General features: G+C 67.5%; 12 protein-coding genes. 9 read left to right on the top strand and 3 right to left on the bottom strand.

Annotation, left to right across the window (positions count from 1 at the left end; genetic code table 11):
- Nucleotides 1-24 precede the first annotated feature (24 nt).
- From MYSTI_RS04845 to MYSTI_RS04810, 8 genes are all read left to right on the top strand, one after another.
- Nucleotides 25-1,257, top strand: a complete 1,233-nt coding sequence (locus MYSTI_RS04845) for a hypothetical protein (RefSeq protein WP_015346584.1) — start codon at nucleotides 25-27, stop codon at nucleotides 1,255-1,257.
- 905 nt (nucleotides 1,258-2,162) lie between these two features.
- Nucleotides 2,163-4,067 carry a putative metal-binding motif-containing protein gene (locus MYSTI_RS04840; protein ID WP_015346582.1) on the top strand — a complete coding sequence of 635 codons (1,905 nt, stop codon included), beginning with the start codon at nucleotides 2,163-2,165 and terminating at the stop codon, nucleotides 4,065-4,067.
- A gap of 189 nt (nucleotides 4,068-4,256) precedes the next feature.
- Nucleotides 4,257-5,348, top strand: coding sequence for a DUF2804 domain-containing protein (locus MYSTI_RS04835; protein ID WP_015346581.1), 1,092 nt, complete (start codon nucleotides 4,257-4,259; stop codon nucleotides 5,346-5,348).
- Nucleotides 5,349-5,566: 218 nt separating this feature from the next.
- Nucleotides 5,567-7,519 (top strand): TonB-dependent receptor plug domain-containing protein, encoded by a 1,953-nt coding sequence (locus tag MYSTI_RS04830; RefSeq protein WP_233278171.1) that lies wholly within the window; start codon nucleotides 5,567-5,569, stop codon nucleotides 7,517-7,519.
- Between the two features lie 41 nt (nucleotides 7,520-7,560).
- Entirely contained in the window at nucleotides 7,561-9,120 is a 1,560-nt protein-coding gene (locus MYSTI_RS04825) for an MXAN_6577-like cysteine-rich protein (RefSeq protein ID WP_233278170.1), read from the top strand.
- A gap of 179 nt (nucleotides 9,121-9,299) precedes the next feature.
- Nucleotides 9,300-9,506 (top strand): hypothetical protein, encoded by a 207-nt coding sequence (locus MYSTI_RS43640; RefSeq protein WP_015346578.1) that lies wholly within the window; start codon nucleotides 9,300-9,302, stop codon nucleotides 9,504-9,506.
- Nucleotides 9,507-9,607: 101 nt separating this feature from the next.
- Entirely contained in the window at nucleotides 9,608-11,101 is a 1,494-nt protein-coding gene (locus MYSTI_RS04815; RefSeq protein WP_015346577.1) for a sensor histidine kinase, read from the top strand.
- A complete protein-coding gene (locus MYSTI_RS04810; protein WP_015346576.1) occupies nucleotides 11,083-12,450 on the top strand; it encodes a sigma-54-dependent transcriptional regulator in 1,368 nt (455 codons plus the stop codon). The genes MYSTI_RS04815 and MYSTI_RS04810 overlap by 19 nt, the downstream gene beginning before the upstream one ends.
- 10 nt (nucleotides 12,451-12,460) lie before the next feature.
- On the opposite strand, the gene MYSTI_RS04805 is transcribed toward MYSTI_RS04810, so the two are convergent.
- Nucleotides 12,461-13,258: a glutaminyl-peptide cyclotransferase gene (locus MYSTI_RS04805; protein ID WP_144369992.1), complete on the bottom strand. Its 798-nt coding sequence runs from the start codon at nucleotides 13,256-13,258 to the stop codon at nucleotides 12,461-12,463.
- Nucleotides 13,259-13,441: 183 nt separating this feature from the next.
- Here MYSTI_RS04805 and MYSTI_RS42870 point away from each other — a divergent pair, with 183 nt between their 5' ends.
- On the top strand, nucleotides 13,442-14,053 hold the full coding sequence (locus tag MYSTI_RS42870; RefSeq protein WP_015346574.1) for a hypothetical protein: 612 nt from the start codon (nucleotides 13,442-13,444) through the stop codon (nucleotides 14,051-14,053).
- Between the two features lie 47 nt (nucleotides 14,054-14,100).
- On the opposite strand, the gene MYSTI_RS04800 is transcribed toward MYSTI_RS42870, so the two are convergent.
- Together MYSTI_RS04800 and MYSTI_RS04795 are read right to left on the bottom strand one after the other, a co-directional pair.
- Nucleotides 14,101-15,081: a lysylphosphatidylglycerol synthase domain-containing protein gene (locus MYSTI_RS04800; protein ID WP_169558607.1), complete on the bottom strand. Its 981-nt coding sequence runs from the start codon at nucleotides 15,079-15,081 to the stop codon at nucleotides 14,101-14,103.
- A 57-nt stretch (nucleotides 15,082-15,138) separates the two neighbouring features.
- Nucleotides 15,139-15,594 (bottom strand): response regulator, encoded by a 456-nt coding sequence (locus MYSTI_RS04795; protein WP_015346572.1) that lies wholly within the window; start codon nucleotides 15,592-15,594, stop codon nucleotides 15,139-15,141.
- Between the last annotated feature and the right edge of the window lie 310 nt (nucleotides 15,595-15,904).

The raw sequence follows: 15,904 nt of genomic DNA, 5'->3' as shown, positions 1-15,904 counted from the left end.
CTCTTCCGCAGGAGGAGGCTCAACATGATGCGCGATGGACTCATGCGTGCCCTGTCCCGGCTGGTGTTGTTGTGGGTCATGGCCTGTCAACACACCGCCCTCGCCCAGGAGGCGGCGGTCGATGTCGCCCCGGTGCTTACCCCCGCGGGAACCACGTACCCGTATGCACAGCAACTGCAGTGGTTGGATTCAGGTCGCTTCATCGTCGGGCGGTGGGATGGGTCGATGACGTTCTTCCGTCCGCCGGGAGTCGGTGAGTGGGGGCCGATGCTGACGGACGTGCTGCGCACCCCCGCCAACCGGGGCGTGGAGATGATGGCCGTGAGGGATTCACGAACGTTCGTGACGTCGAACGACAGCGCCTCCATCACACTCTGGCGCGAGCGGGACGCGGCGATTCAGGAGGAGGTCGAGCCCGCGCTGATGGACAGGCTTCCTCGGCCCTTCCGGTATGAGAACTTCGCCTATGATGCGGACGTCGGGATGGCGAACAGCGGCGTCTTCCTCACGCAGGCGAATCGAGAGTACCTGGTGACCGGTCATGAGAATGGCTTCGTGCTCATCTGGAGCGTGACCCGGCAGGGCCGGCAGCTCGCCGTGCTGAAGAAGCTCGATGTCCGCTCGCCGAACCCCATCCCGAGCCCATTCCCTCTCTGGAATGTGCGGGACATCGTCGCGTGGCGTGACGGCATCGTCATCACGGGCGCGGAGGATGGAGACCTGGTGATGCTCCAGGTGCCGCAAGGGAACGTGGTGGTGCGCAAGCGGTACAACCCGGGTGCGCAGCGAGGCATCAACGGGCTGGCGCTGTTGGATGACCACCTGGTGGCGGTGGCGTGCTCGGTGGGCGCGTCGGACAAGAACACGTGGCTGTTTCGCGTGCGCCCGGCGGAGCTGCAGTCGCAGGGGTCCGTGGACCTGAAGCAGGACCTCGCGCTGCCGCAGTCCTTCGCGTTCCGCGCGGCCATGGCGAGCGTGGGAGGGCAGCCGCACGTCTTCGCCACCACGCAGGAGGGACTGCTGTGGACAGTGCTCGTCACGCCGGAGGGACAGCTCCAGGTCCAGGCGGTGAGCTCCGTGGACTTCCCCATCGGCGAGGCCATTGACTACAACCCGGCCACGTCACAGCTCGCGGCAGTGGGGGTGCTCGTCAACCTCTTCAACGTGGGCGCGCCCGCGCCCGTCAGCCCCGCGATTCGCAAGCAGGCACCGCCCCAGGCTCCGTCCTTGCGACGAGAACCCGCACCGGCACATTGAAAACTACCTGACGTCCAATGACGGACTTCGCCCTAGAATCCAAGCATGTCTATTTCACGTCGGTGGGCGGAGTGCCTCGCGCTTCTCGTCCTCGTGGCGGTGTTCATGCCGTCACGCGCACTCGGAGAAGAAGGAGAGGCCCAACGCGAAATCGCGGAGGCCATTCAGCTCTACGAGCACCTTGACTATGAGCGTGCCCTGGACCGGCTTCATCGCGCCAGCCGCCTTCCTCATGGCCCAGCTGACGCCGTTACCCTCTCCATGATTCGAGGCATCATCCAAGCGGACATGGGCCGATGGGAGTCGGCGCGGAAGGACTTCCGCCAAGCCCTTCAGTCCCAGGTCGATGCCCAGCTTCCCTTGAGAGTTTCGCCGAAAGTGAAGCGCGAGTTCGAGATGCAGCGTGCGAAGGTGCGCGGGCGGCTGGCCAAGCCCCCCCGGGATTCACCCGTCGTACCGCCCCCCGCCTCGGTGGACACCCATCCGGTATCCCCGGCCCCTGACTCGGCGGTCGCGCGGCCCCAGTTGGCGCCTCCAGTCACGGAGACTGCCACTCCGAAGCCTTGGGTGCCTGACTCCGTGGACGAAGAGGCGCGAAGGGCCTCGAAAGGCTTTCATCTGGCTGGGCGTCGGGTGCCCCTGGTGAGCTGGATTCTCCTGGGCGGAGGCCTTGCCGCCGGAGGGACCGGAGTGGTGATTGGCGCTTCGTCGCGGGGGCAGAGCGAAAGAGCACGCGACTCCTTGCTTCGGACGGACTCGGAGCATCACTACGCTCGGGCGCAGAGCAGCGTTCGGACGGCGAACATCCTTTTTGGAACGGCAACGGCAGCCGTGGTGGGGGCATTGGGGACATGGTTCTTCATGGGAACCCCCGCCGAGAACACCTTGGCTGAAGGAAGTGCTCGATGAGCTATTTGCGAGGATTCTGTGTCGCAGGGTTGTTGGTGCTGGGCGGGTGCACGGCTCCAAACCCTGACCAGCAGAGCGCTTTCATCGACGTCGACTACACGCCGAGCTTCAAGACCGGCTGCTTCGTGGTGCGCGTCTCGGATGAGGCGGATGCCACGAAGTTCGTGGAGGAGCGATTCACAGGCGAGAAACGGACCCCGCCGTTGGCACTGCGAGCCATCCGGAAGGAGAGCTGGGGGACAACGGTCAAGGTGACAGTCGCCGCGCACGAGCGGGACTGTCAGGGCCAGGAAGTGGATCGAGCGGTGCTCTCCGTGGACCTGTCGGGCGAAGGCCGCAAGACCCCGCTCAGGATGTCCCTTGTGGCGCCAGATGCGGATGGGGATGGATACGTCGCTCCGAATGGCGAAAAAGGAGGCACGGACTGCGATGACAGCGGACCGAACGCCGCCGTGAGGTTTCCAGGCAACCCCGAGGCCTGTGACTTCGAGGACAACGATTGCGACGAAGTCGTAGACGAGGCCTTTCCCACGAAAGGCATGGCTTGCAACAACTCGTCCTGCACCGGGGTGTGGGTCTGCAACGAGGAGAAGACCGCGGTGGCGTGTAGCGCGGTGGCGCCAAGACTCTTCTATGTGGACCGCGACGGGGATGGGGATGGAGACCCGAGTGGGGTCGCGGAAGAGGTCTGCGAAGGCGAGACTCCTCCTCCGGGCTTCGCGGAGAGACTTCACCAGGACTGCGATGAGGTGGACCCCAGCACGAAGTCCTCAGGCGTGGAGGTGTGTGACGCCCTCGACAACAATTGCAATGGAGTGGTCGACGAGGGGTTGTCGTGCGGAGGGACACTCAAGGTCGTATCCGACCATCATGTCCGCCCAGTTCAGCAAAGCTGGAAGACGGTAGCCCTGGGGCCGAGCGGGTATCCTGTATGGATTGCCGGCCAGGGTGGAGGGCTGGCGGTTCGCAGAGCGGCGGGACAGAAGTTCGAGAGTTTCAGCGCCAATGATCGTACGGGTTCACCGCCCTCGGATGGGAGTCTGCCCATCAACGCCAATAGCTGCGGCGATCATGATTGGACGGTGGCCTGGGTTGACTCCTCTGGCAAGGTGTTTCTGGGCGGCGAGAAGGGGCATGTGGCCATCCACAACGGAAGAAGCGATTTCGTGTGCAACCCTGATGTGACCCAGTCCCCCGGAGAGGCCTCGTTCGAGTTGCACACCATCACGGGGATGGTCGGCTTCGAGCCAGGGGGAAAGCGGCTCATCTATCTCACCGACATCGAAGGGCGGTTGTTTCGCTGGGACGCCGAGGGTCCGCCGGTAAGGATCGATGGCAGTTCCATCGGCTTTTATGGCCTCCACGCTTTCAACTCAAATGAACCGCACGCAGTGGGAAGTCCGGGCGCTCGGAACAATCCGAGCGATCCGAACAACCTGCAGACCTTCCGGCGCTACTCGGTAAAGACTGGGGTCCCAGTGACGAAGCTTAATTCCGCTGCTCTCCCGGACGATGTGCCCGGCCGCGTGAATGCCGTGTGGTTTGGATTTGAGAGGAACGCATGCGCCGTGGGGGATGGCGGGGCCGTGTGGCGTTGGAATGGGGTGGATGCGTGGAAGAAGGTGGCGTCCCCTGCGGGATTGACAGTCGAATTCAGCAGCGTGGTGATGACGTACGACAGAGAAAATGCGCTGAATCCTCTGAACGAACAGTGCTTCATGGTGGATAGGAGCGCGAACGGGAGGCTCCGACGCTCGACACTCCATGGATGGGGCAAGGGACCGGACTTGCCAGCCGCCTCAGCGGATGTGCCGCTGAACGACATCGCGATGACGGACTCCGGCACGGAGCTCTGGGTCGTGGGCGACAACGGCCGTGTCTTTCATTACCCCGAGCCATAGTCCCCTCATCCTCACTCCACGCGCATGTCACAGTCGCTCGTCGATCTTGTCTGGGTCATGGGCTTCGTCCCAGGCAAGAGGATGACCGTCCAGAAAAGCTCGGAGCCTCGGAGCGCGCTCACGACACAGGAGCCGCTTTCGAGGACGTCTGAGTGACATCCGCCAGCACGTGGACTCATATGGCACGGAATGACACCCGAGAGCGACGCGCGCCTGCCTCTTGCCCCCACCTCCGTGGCCACTCCGGAAGGAGCACCTCGGTTCGGCACGTACCAGGGTGAGCTGCCGGAGGTGGACCTCGCCAGCCTCCAGGGGCCGTGGGCGGTCTCTTCGCTGTACCCGCTCCGGCGCGCCTGGTGGCACTCCGTCTTCGTGGCCACTCCCGACGTCTTCGCCCTCTTCTCGGTCATGAACCTGGGCTACACCGCGAGCGCATACCTGGTCGCGTTGGACCTGCGCGAGCGAACCCCGCTGTGCGACGTCACGTTCCCAGGCCAGCGCATCGAGGCAGCGGCGGCTGAAGAGCTGCGGGCGATGAGAGCCCGACCCGGTACCGACCTCGGGAATTCCTTCAAGACCGGGGGCGGGAGTCTGTCGCTCCACCGGGGTGCGGCGGACGAACCTTATCGGGTGGACGTGGACATCAATCGCATCCGAGCCCGCAGCCCCCTTCACGGCGTTCGCTGGAGCGGAGAGCTGAACACGACGGACAGTCCGCCCGCGCTGACGGTGGTCTCCCAGGTCGACAGTGACCGCTGCCGGGTGGATGTGACGATGAAGCACGCCTGCGTGTCGGCGCTCGGCAGCCTGGAGGCAGGTGGCAAGCAGTTCCGCCTGGAAGGCGGCCTGGGTGGCCTCGACTACACGCAGAACTGCATGGCACGCCACCAGGCCTGGCGCTGGGCCTTCGCCACCGGGCGCCTCGCGGACGGAACGCCCCTGGGCTTCAACCTCCGCGAAGACTTCATGCCGCTGGGCCCCGTGGCCCACGAGAACGTGCTCTGGCTCGGAGACCGCGTGTACCTCCTGCCCCCCATCCACTTCGAGTTCAGCGACGTGAAGCTGCTGGCGCCGTGGCGCGTGAGGTCAGAGGACGGGGCGGTGGACCTGCGCTTCCAGCCCTTCTACGTCCACAGCGAGCACCACGAACAACCCCTCTGCCACAGCAAGTTCGAGCAACCCATCGGCTTCTTCGAGGGCACCGTGACCCTGGGAGGAAAGACCCTCCAGCTCTCTGGCGTTCCGGGCGTCACCCAGAAGCAGTCCAGGAACGTGTTGTAGCGACCCTCGTCAGCCCGGTTCACCGCCCGGCCTGTCACCGCTCACGCCTGGAGCAAGCACACCACGCCCCAGGGCCGTCGAGATTCACGGGCGGAACAGACCTCCTTCTCCCGGTGAACGCCTCCGAGGGCTTCGCCCTGGACGCCAGAGGTCGCGCCTTGGAGTATGCGCGCCCGATGATCTCCGGCTGGCGATATCTCTCCACGAGAGGCGCGTTCGTGCGACGCGGCCTCGCCGTGGTGCTGTGCGCCTCCGCCCCCGCCTGGGCACAAGAGACCAGGCCGGAGGAGCCCCTCTCGGAGGTCATCGACGTCGTGGGCAAGGTGCCCGACCCGGAGCCGATGGACCGCGCCTCCCAACGCGACCCGAGCAGCGTCGTCACCGTCATCTCCGTGGAAGAACGCGGAGGCACGGCGCGAGACACCGCCGACATCCTCGCCACCTCCCCCGGTGTCTCCGTCCAGGACTCGGGTGGCTATGGCCAGAGCAAGAGCCTCGTCGTCCGTGGCGCCTCGTCGAATGGAACGCTGGTCCTGCTCGACGGCATCCCGCTCAACGGCGCGGGCGGCAACACGGACCTGTCCCGCATCCCCCTCGCGCTTGCTCGCGAGTTCGAGGTGATGCGCGGAAGCGCGGGGGCTCGCTATGGCAGTGGTGGGCTCGGGGGCGTGGTGAACATCGTCACTCGCAGCCCCGGCGACACGGTGAGCCTCTCGGGAGAGCTCAGCTACGGAAGCTGGAACACCGCGACGGGCTGGCTCGCCGCCACCGCTCCCCTGCTCGACAGTGAGCTGCTGCTCCTCCTCCACGGAGGCACGTCCTCCGGAGACTTCCCCTACCCCTTCGACCCCACGCCCACCTTCCCCGGCGACGCCCCCGAGTCGCGCCGCCGCGACAACAACGATGCCCGAGGACTCGGGGCCCTGCTTCGCCTGCGTCATCGACTGGCGCCTGGCGTGGTCGTGGACGCCATGGCCGAAGGGGCTCTCGATGGCCGAGGCCTCGCCGGCACCGCGCAGAACCCCGTGGCCGATGCCCGCCAGTCCAACCGTCGCGGCGTGTTGAGCCTGCGTCTCCTCGGCTCACTCGCGGGCGGCATCCAGCTCTCCGCTCGAGCCCACCTCCGCCAGGAGCACCTCAAGCTGTCCGGCGGCCCCGTGGCACAGCGAGGCGAACAGTCCCTGCTCGCGGGCGGCGCCGAAGTCGAGGGGCGCATGCCGCTGGGCCGTGCGCACGTCCTGTCGCTCACCTCGAGCGTGGGGCGTGAAGGGCTCACCACCGAAGGCGAGCCCACGGGCACGACGCCCCGCACGTCCTGGCTGCGAGCCAGCGTCATGGCGATGGACGACGTGTCCCTGTTCGACGGCGACCTCCACGTCACGCCTTCGGTGCGCCTGGAGCGCGTGGGCCGCTACACGCTGCTGTCCCCCAAGGTCGGCGCGCGGATGTCCCTCCCCGCGCGGCTGGAGGTCCGCGCCAACGTGGGACAAACCCACCGCGCACCCTCGCTGATGGAGCTCTACGTGCGACAGGGGACGCTCCTGCCCAATCCAGACCTGCGCCCCGAGCGAGCCGTCTCCGCGGACGTGGCCCTCGCGCATCGGACGGAGCACTCCCTCGTGTCCGTGGGCGGCTTCCACACCCTCTACGAAGACCTCATCGCCTACGAGGCCTACCCCCCGTTCGCCGCGAAGCCCTCGAACTTCTCGTCCGCGAGTGTCTCGGGACTGGAAGTCGACATGGAGGCGCGGCCCACGTCCTTCCTGTCGGGCTCCCTGGCGTACACGTTCCTGGTCTCACGCAACCTCCGGGACGACCCTCGCTACTACCTTCGCGACCTGCCTCATCGTCCTCGCCACACCCTCTCCGCACGTGTGGCCTTGGGCCCCTCCTGGCTCACCGGACGCGCGGAGCTGCGAGCCCAGTCCTCACAGTTCCGCAACCGCACCGGAGAGCTGGTGCTCCCTGGGCGAGCGCTGCTGCACGCGGGACTCTCGAGCACCGTCGGCCGTCGCCCCGCGCTCACGTTCTCCCTCGACTTCAAGAACCTCCTCGACGCCCACGTCGAGGACTTCGACGGCTATCCCCTGCCCGGTCGCACCGTGCTCGCCTCGGTGGCGATGACGCTCGACCTCTCCCCCACTCCCCCTCGAAAGGACCCTCCCCCTTGAATGCCGGACACCGCCCCCTCCTCGCGACGCTTGGCGTCCTGTTGTCCTGTCTGCTCCTGACGGGCTGCCCCGACTCGGGCGTTGTCTGCGGCGAAGGACTCAGCCGCTGCGGCGACACCTGCGTGGACCTCACCAGCGCCTCCGCGAACTGTGGCGCCTGCGGCGTCACCTGTGGCGAAGGACAGCTCTGCTCCGAGGGCGCCTGCACCTGTCAGGCGGGCACCACGGCCTGCGGTGGCGCGTGTGTCGACACCCGGTCCTCGCCCCAGCACTGCGGCGGCTGCGCGGGCGCGGGCGGTACTGTCTGCGCCTCCGGCCAGGTCTGCGAACAGGGCGCCTGCAAGGTGTCCTGCTCCGCCGAGGGCTTCCAGCGCTGCGGCGACTCGTGCGTGAACCTGGACACGGACACGTCCCACTGCGGCACGTGTGGCACCGCCTGCGGCGATGCGCGGAGCTGCCGAGGTGGCGTGTGCACGTATGACGTGGTCGCCACGTGCTTCAACTCGGGGCAGGTGGTGGGCATCCAGTCCGGCACGGACTTCAAGGGCCCGAGCGTCCAGGTCGCCTCCTCCCCCCAGAGCGCCGCGCGGCTGAGCGACGTGCTCCTGGTGCTCGATTCCGCGAACAAGCTGGTGCAGGCACGACTGGGTGACTACGGCGTCCTGCCCGCGCGCAACGACACGGGCCGCGCGCCCAATCAGTTCATCGTCCGGGACCCGCTCATCTACATCCTCAACTCCACGGACAACACCATCCAGGTCCTGCGGCGCGATGAAGCAGCCATCCCTGGCGCGCCCCCGGGTGCCCGCTTCCCCGACGGCATCACCTTCAGCGACATCGGCAACGTGCCCTTCGGCGCCAACACCAACCCGTTCGCCATGGCGCTGCTTCGCGAGGAGCTGTGGATCACCCTCTATGGCAACCTGATGGGCGACCCGACCTTCGGTGGCCGCGTGCTGCGTGTCTCCCTGGCCAACCCGCTCCGGCCTCGCGTGGTGGACACCATCGACCTGCCCACGGGCGCCGCGCTCAAGCCCTTCCCCAACAACACCACCCTGCCCACGCCCGCGGGCATCACCGCGCACCGAGATATGCTGTACGTCGCGCTCAACAACCTGAACCCCGCCACCTACAGCCCTGGCGGCCCGGGGTTCCTCGCGCGCATCAACCCAGCCAACAACACCGTGAGCCTCATCGAGCTGGGCGCCGACTGCCTCAACCCGGGCTCCGTGGCCTCCGTCGGTGAGCAGCTCCTGGTGAGCTGCAGCGGCAAGGCGAACTACGACGCCAACTACAACCTGCTGTCCGTGGAGAAGACGGGCCTGGTCCTCCTGGACGCACAGGACCAGGTCGTGGCCACCGCGCCCGTGGCGTGCGCGCCCGGGGCCAGCGGCTGCGCCATCCCCGCCGCGGGCCGCTTCGCCGTGGTGGGCCAGCGTGCCTACGTGGGTGACACCAACGGCGGGCGCATCTTCGTACACGAGGTGGTGGGCAACACGCTCGTCGAGCGGCGTGGACTGAAGGACACTTCGCAGCCGCCCATCGCCGCCTGCCCGGCCAGCGGGTTCTCGCTGGTCAGCGACGTGGTGGCGCTGCCCTGAGGCCGTGAAGCGGGGGCACTTCGCCCCGACTGGGGCAATGTGCCCCGGCCCCGGTGGGCCCTTCCACCCCACCGGGGCTCCCTCTCAGAGGGAAACGTCCCGCGCCGCTCCTGGCACGACGGATGCTCTAGCCCTCCGCGAACCTCGTGAGTCATCACGGGGTCGACCGGAGGACACCGATGAAGCGATTCCTTCCCCTCGCCGTGGGCCTTTCACTGGTTTCGATGGGCGCGATGGCCGCGACCCCCAAGGCCCCCGCGACACCGAAGCCCGCGGCCGAGGCAGCCGCGAAGCCCGCCGACGCCAAGGCCAAGCCCGCCCACAAGCATGCGGCCCACGCCAAGGGCGCTCCCACGCCCGCCAAGGACTCCGGCACGACTCATTGATTTCTTCCCGCGGCCATCGCGGTAGTTTCTGAGTACTTCCTTCCGGTCCATGCGTTGTCGACCCCTCCCATGTGCATGGACCGGAACAGCCTCGAGCCACCGTGAGACTCGCCCGTAAGTTCACCCTCGCCCTCGTCCTGCTCGCCGTGGCGGTCATCGCCGGGCTGCAGGTCATCCAGGTTCGCCGGGAGCTGGAGCGCTCGGCGCTGGACATGCAGCACGACCACCGGTTGCTCGGCCACGCGCTCGCGGGGACCATCAGCAAGGCCTGGGAGCTGGCCGGTGAGCGTGAAGCGCTGAACCTCCTGCACCAGTCCAACAACTTCCAGGAGCAGGTCCACCTGCGCTGGGTCTGGTTGGATGGGGGCCCGGGGACTCCGTCCCTCGTCGGCTTTCCGCCTCGCCTGCTGGCCACGCTGCGCCAGGGCAAGGACGGCTCCATGGTGGACCCGGAGCCCGCCCCCGGCCTGCTGCACTCCTACACGCCGGTCTTCATCGGCCTGGGCGTCGGCCGACGCTTCGGCGCCATCGAAATCACCGAGTCCCTGGGCGAGGAGCGTCAGCACGTCTTCGTCACGGTGGTGGGCACCATCGTCGCCACGGGCACCATCACCTTCGCGTTCTTCATCGTGGCCATGGCCATGGGGCGGCGGCTCGTCGGCGAGCCGGTGGACCAATTGGTCCAGCTCGCGCACAGCTTCGGCCAGGGAGATTTGACGGCGCGCGTGCGGCTGCCGCCGAAGCGACGCGGGGACGAGCTCACCACGCTGGCCAACGCGATGAACCGCATGGGTGAGCAGCTCGAGGAGACCCGCTCGCGGTTGTCGACGGAGACGACGGCGCGACTGGCCGCGGTGGAGCACTTGCGTCACGCGGACCGGCTCACCACGGTGGGCAAGCTGGCCTCGGGTGTGGCGCACGAATTGGGCACGCCGCTCAACGTGGTGATGGGCCGCTCGAAGATGATCTCCTCGGGCGAGGCGGAGGGAGAGGAGGTCGCCGAGTGCGCGCGCATCATCACCCAGCAGACGCAGCACATGACGGGCATCATCCGGCAGTTGCTCGACTTCGCGCGGCGGCGGGCTCCCCACCGGGCGCCGGAGGAGGTGCGGGAGTTGGTCGCGCGCTCGCTGAGCTTGCTGAAGCCCATGGCCTCGAAGAAGAGCATCACCCTGGTGGAAGACGTGCCGCCAGATGTCATGCTGGAGGCGGATGGAGGACAGGTGCAGCAGGTGCTGACGAACCTGGTGATGAACGCCTTGCAGGCCATGAGCAAGCCGGGGACGGTGAGCGTGCGCGCGGCCCTCATTCGGGCGACGCCGCCCCAGGACGTGGGCGGCGCCGAGGGCAGCTACGTGCGGGTCGACGTGGAGGACGAGGGCCCTGGCATCGCGCCGGACGTCCTGGGCCACGTGTTCGAGCCGTTCTTCACCACGAAGGACGTGGGCGAGGGCACGGGGCTGGGGTTGTCCGTGTCCTACGGTCTGGTGAGAGACCATGGCGGCTGGATTGCCGTGCGAAGCGAGCTGGGACGCGGTAGCTGCTTCTCCATCTACCTGCCGAGCGGAGGGGACACATGCCAGGCCGCGTCCTGATGGTCGAGGACGAGCGCGAGATGCGCGCCTTGTTGGAGAAGGGACTGACGCGCCGGGGCTATGCGCCCGTGGCGCTCGGGTCGGCGGACGAGGCGCTCACGCGGCTTGCCACCGAGGACTTCGACGTGGTGCTGACGGACCTGCGCATGCCGGGGATGGATGGGCTGGCGCTGTGTGAGCGCATCGTGCTCAACCGGCCGGACATCCCGGTCATCGTGGTGACGGCCTTCGGGAGCCTGGAGACGGCGGTGGCCGCCATCCGCGCGGGGGCGTACGACTTCGTCACCAAGCCCATCGACGTGGACGCGCTGGTGCTGGTGCTGGAGCGGGCGGTGCAGCACCGGGCGCTCCGGGACGAGGTGCGCCGGCTGCGGCAGGAGCTGGGGCGCAGACAGGACAGCGGCGCGGTGGTGGGCGAGAGCACCGCGATGCAGCAGGCGTATGCGCTCATCGACCGCGTGGCGGACCTGGACTCCACGGTGCTGATTACGGGGGAGAGCGGGACGGGGAAGGAGGTGGCCGCGCGCGCGGTGCACACGCGAGGGCGGCGGGCCGAGGGGCCCTTCGTCGCGCTCAACTGCGCGGCGATGCCGGAGGCGCTGCTGGAGAGTGAGCTGTTCGGGCACGCGAAGGGGGCGTTCACGGACGCGAAGGCGGCGCGCACGGGCCTCTTCGTGCAGGCACATGGCGGGACGCTGTTCCTGGACGAGGTGGGCGAGCTGCCGCTCACGCTCCAGCCGAAGCTCCTGCGGGCGCTGCAGGAGCGGATGGTGCGCCCGGTGGGTGGGGACACGGAGGTTCCATTCGATGCGCGCATCGTCGCGGCGACGAACAGGGACTTGGAGCTGGCGGTGGAGGAGGGCCGGTTCCGTGAGGATTTGTACTACCGGCTGAATGTGATTGGGGTGGAGCTGCCGCCGCTGCGGGCGCGAGGGAATGACGTGTTGTTGTTGTCGCAGCGGTTCATCGAGCAGTTCGCCGCGAGGAACAACAAGCGGGTGGTGGGGCTGTCTCCCGCGGCGGCGCAGCGGCTCCTGACGTATGGGTGGCCAGGGAACGTGCGCGAGCTGCAGAACTGCATGGAGCGCGCGGTGGCGCTCACGTCGTTCGAGCAGCTCACGGTGGATGACCTGCCCGAGCGCATCCGGAACTACAGCCAGCCCAAGGGGGCGGCGGAGAACACGGACCCCTCGGAGCTGGTGACGCTGGAGGAGCTGGAGCGGAAGTACATCCACCGGGTACTGGAGACGGTGGGTGGGAGCCGCACGCTGGCGGCGCGGATTCTCGGCGTGGACCGCAAGACGCTGTACCGCAAGCTGGAGCGGGACGACGAAGCGAAGAAGCCCTGAGGGGCGGGGTTCAGTCCACGGGGTCCAGGCGCACTTCGAAGAGCTTGGGCCAGAGCTTGCCGGTCATCAGCATGCGTCCGGTGCCGGGCTCCACGGCGATGCCGTTGAGGACGGCATCGGGGCGGTTGAGCTGGGGGCCTGCGGCGCGCACGAGGGCGGAGGCGTCGATGAGGCCCGTGACGTGGCCGCTGGTGGGGTCGATTTCGAGGACGTAGGCGGAGTGCCAGACGTTGGCGTAGATGACGCCGTTGGCGCACTCGAGCTCGTTGAGCTGGTCCTGGGGTTGGCCGTTGAGGGTGACCTCGAGGGTGCTCAGGGGCTCGAAGGTGTCGGGGGCGTGGAAGGTCAGCGTGGAGGAGCCGTCGCTGCGGATGAGCTTGCCCTGCCAGTAGCAGAGGCCCCAGCCCTCGCCGGAGTAGCGCGTGGTGCGCAGGCGTGTGGGGGGCAGGCCGCTCCAGGTGAAGAGCTGACCTTCGGTCCAGGTGAGCTGGTAGAGGTGCTCGCCGTCGGTGGCGAGGCCCTCCGCGAAGATGTCTCCCAGGCGCTCCATCCAGAGTGGGGTGGCGGACTCGAGGGAGATTTCGCGCAGGGTGCCTTGGTGGCCGGTGCTCTCGAACAGACGGCCCTGGTGGAAGACGAGGCCCTGGGTGAAGGCCTCGGTGGAGTGCGGATACTCCTTCACGATGCGCGCCACCTTCCGCGAGAGCGTGTTCTCGGTCACACGCCGGTGCGCCGGCGCCCCACCACAGCCGTTACTCATCCCCATGACCAGAACACCCAGCGCCGACAGCCATGCTGTTGGATTCATGCGCATCGAGGCGCCCACGCAAGCAGGAAACGAGGGCCGGCACAACCGACCCGGGGTCTGGACGAAGCAGCGCACAAGGACCGGCAAACAGGCATGGATTCTGGCCCTGATCGTTTGAACTTGCGGGAGCGCTTGGTATCACGCGCCGCCCACGAACCGGTGGGACTTGTGATTGGGGAACCTATGCGGAAGCTGAATCAGATTGTTGGTGCGGTGGCGCTCATGACCGTGGCCTGTGGGCCGGGCCCGCAGGAGGGTGGGGAGACGACTTCGGCGGAGTCCGTCAGCCAGTCTGTCGTTGGAGCCAGCTGTGACCCGTCCCTGCCTCAGCCGAGTGGCTGCGGCTACGGCGAGTACTGTTCGACGGCGACCTCCACCTGTGTCGATGTGGCCCCGGCCGAATGCTCAAACTTCGCGACATACCCTCCGACCTGGAACAAGGTGGTCGGACAGGATGGGGTCCGTGGGCCGGTCATCTACAGTGTGACGCCTGTTCTCTGGGGGCCGCACCTGTTCTGCATGTCAGACCGTGATACGGTTCGCGCTCGCGTCAAGGTGTATGCAACTCAAGCGGGCGAACTCCCGAGCACTACCGAAACGCTCGCCTTTGACTTTTTCCGGCCGTCCGGTTCCGTCATAGCTGGCAACTTGCTGATTACCGGCTACTCGATGTCGAACAACGGCCAATCAGCGGAGTTCAATCTCAGCATCTGCGTTCCTCCCATGACGACGACCATCACCATGGGCTTGCGTGCCCTGAACGGGAACTCGGTCTGCGCGACCTTCAATAAGTAGCGGAGCCCTCTCCACGACCCGCTCTGACCTGAGAGCGGGTCATGCCTTCACCCCGCCTGCCTTCTGCGCCCCCGCCACTGCGCCACCTGTCCTCGATGCAATGACAGCTCATGGCCCGCCAGCATCAGCGAGGCCACGGCGAAAGGCAGCAGGTAATAGACGACGCGGTACACCACCAGCGTGCCCAGCACCACCGCCCCGGGCACCTCGGGCGTCAGCGCCGCCAGAATCACCGAGTCGAACACTCCCAGCCCACCCGGCACCTGGCTCGCGATCCCCAACAACTGCGCCACCGCGAACAACGCCACCATGCTCGCGGGCTGAATCCCCACCCCCTGCGGCAACAGCACCCACAACACCATCGCCCCCAACGTCCAGTCCAGACACGACACCACCACCTGCGCCACCGCCAGCCTCCACGTCGGCAACGACAACTCCACCCCCAACCTCGGCACCTTCAGCGTCCGCCTCACCCGCGCGCACGCCACCAGGTACGCCCCCAACACCCCCAACATCCCCAACCCCAACCCCCGCGCCACCCCTGGCCTCAACGACAGCGCGGACATCGCCCCCTGCCCCGCGTCCACCACCAGCGCCACCCCCGCCACCGCCAACAACCCCGACCAGAACGTCAGCGCGTTGAACGTCCCCACCCGCGCCACATCCCACGCACTCAACCCGCGCGCCGAATACAGCCGGTAGCGAACGCCGCCGCCCGTCAGGAAAGACATCCCGATGTTGTGGCCAAACGCATAGCCGACGAAGGACGTGAAGCCCACCTGCCGGTACGGCAACCGCCGCCCCAGGTGCCTCAACGCCAAGACGTCATACAACGTCAACGCCAGGTAGTTGCTCGCCGCGCACACCACCGCCCACGCGATGCGCTCGCGAGGAATCGACGTCAACGCCCGCATCATCGCCGCCGCGCTCAGCTCACGCAGCTCGTGCCGCATGACCAGGAACGCCAACGACAACAACACCAACGGCAACAAGGCGAGGACCCCTCGCCTCAACAAGGCCCGGGACACCACTCCTCGAGACTGCTCACCCACGCCCCACATCGCCCACGCAGGGCAACCAACCACTCAACGGACCGGAGGAACGAGCGCCTCCGCCGCGCCACACAAATCCTCCATCGCGAACGGCTTGTCCAACACCCGCGCCGCGCCCAACAGCTCCGCTTCCTGATGCAGCTGCGCATCCCCGAACGCTGTAATCAGGATGACCGGCGTCTTCCACCCCTCGCGCCGCAGCCGAGCCACCACCTCCAGGCCCGAATACCCAGGCATCCGCACGTCCGTGATGATGAGGTCCGGAACCAGCGTCTGCTCGGCCAGCAGCCCATCGATGATGGCCTGCACCAGGCCCGGCCCATCCGAGGCCTCCACCACCTCGTAGCCCCGGCGCTTCAGCGCCCGATGCAGGAGCGCCCGCATCTCCGGCTGGTCCTCCGCCACCAACACCCGCGCCCGCCGCCCCGTCTCCGCCTCCACCGGCCACGGCCACTCACTCGACTGCGTCTGCTCCTCGTCGCGCTCCATCAAGTCGACTCCTATCAGCGAGGTGGGCTGCCCATCCCCTGGGAGGGCCTCTCTGCTTCGAGGCCCCCAGCGAGGTGAGGCGGTCCTGGCGCAGAGCATTCGACGTGCCACCTCCCTCCCAGGCGCGAGCGGCAGAACGCCCCGGGGAGATTTGCCCCGAACGGGGCACTTTGCCCCGCCCCATTCCGCCCCCCTGCCCCCACCCTCAGAGGGAAACCCCTCCCCGAAGGCCCTGGCCCGACACCTGCACTAGACCGCGAACATCGGTTCGGACGTGGGGCCTCGCGAGGCGAGCCCCAGTAATGGTGCC

It is taken from the genome of Myxococcus stipitatus DSM 14675 (assembly GCF_000331735.1).
Lineage (GTDB): Bacteria > Myxococcota > Myxococcia > Myxococcales > Myxococcaceae > Myxococcus > Myxococcus stipitatus.
Note: the sequence above shows the minus strand (reverse complement) of the source record. Positions and strands in the feature narration are given on the sequence as shown.

Bases quoted from the DNA above. Each gene is read 5' to 3' on its own strand.
- MYSTI_RS04840 (WP_015346582.1), top strand. From the start codon at position 2,163: ATGAGCTATTTGCGAGGATTCTGTGTCGCAGGGTTGTTGGTGCTGGGC.
- MYSTI_RS04810 (WP_015346576.1), top strand. From the start codon at position 11,083: ATGCCAGGCCGCGTCCTGATGGTCGAGGACGAGCGCGAGATGCGCGCC.
- MYSTI_RS04795 (WP_015346572.1), bottom strand. From the start codon at position 15,594: ATGGAGCGCGACGAGGAGCAGACGCAGTCGAGTGAGTGGCCGTGGCCG.
- MYSTI_RS42870 (WP_015346574.1), top strand. From the start codon at position 13,442: ATGCGGAAGCTGAATCAGATTGTTGGTGCGGTGGCGCTCATGACCGTG.
- MYSTI_RS43640 (WP_015346578.1), top strand. From the start codon at position 9,300: ATGAAGCGATTCCTTCCCCTCGCCGTGGGCCTTTCACTGGTTTCGATG.
- MYSTI_RS04805 (WP_144369992.1), bottom strand. From the start codon at position 13,258: ATGAATCCAACAGCATGGCTGTCGGCGCTGGGTGTTCTGGTCATGGGG.
- MYSTI_RS04835 (WP_015346581.1), top strand. From the start codon at position 4,257: ATGACACCCGAGAGCGACGCGCGCCTGCCTCTTGCCCCCACCTCCGTG.
- MYSTI_RS04845 (WP_015346584.1), top strand. From the start codon at position 25: ATGATGCGCGATGGACTCATGCGTGCCCTGTCCCGGCTGGTGTTGTTG.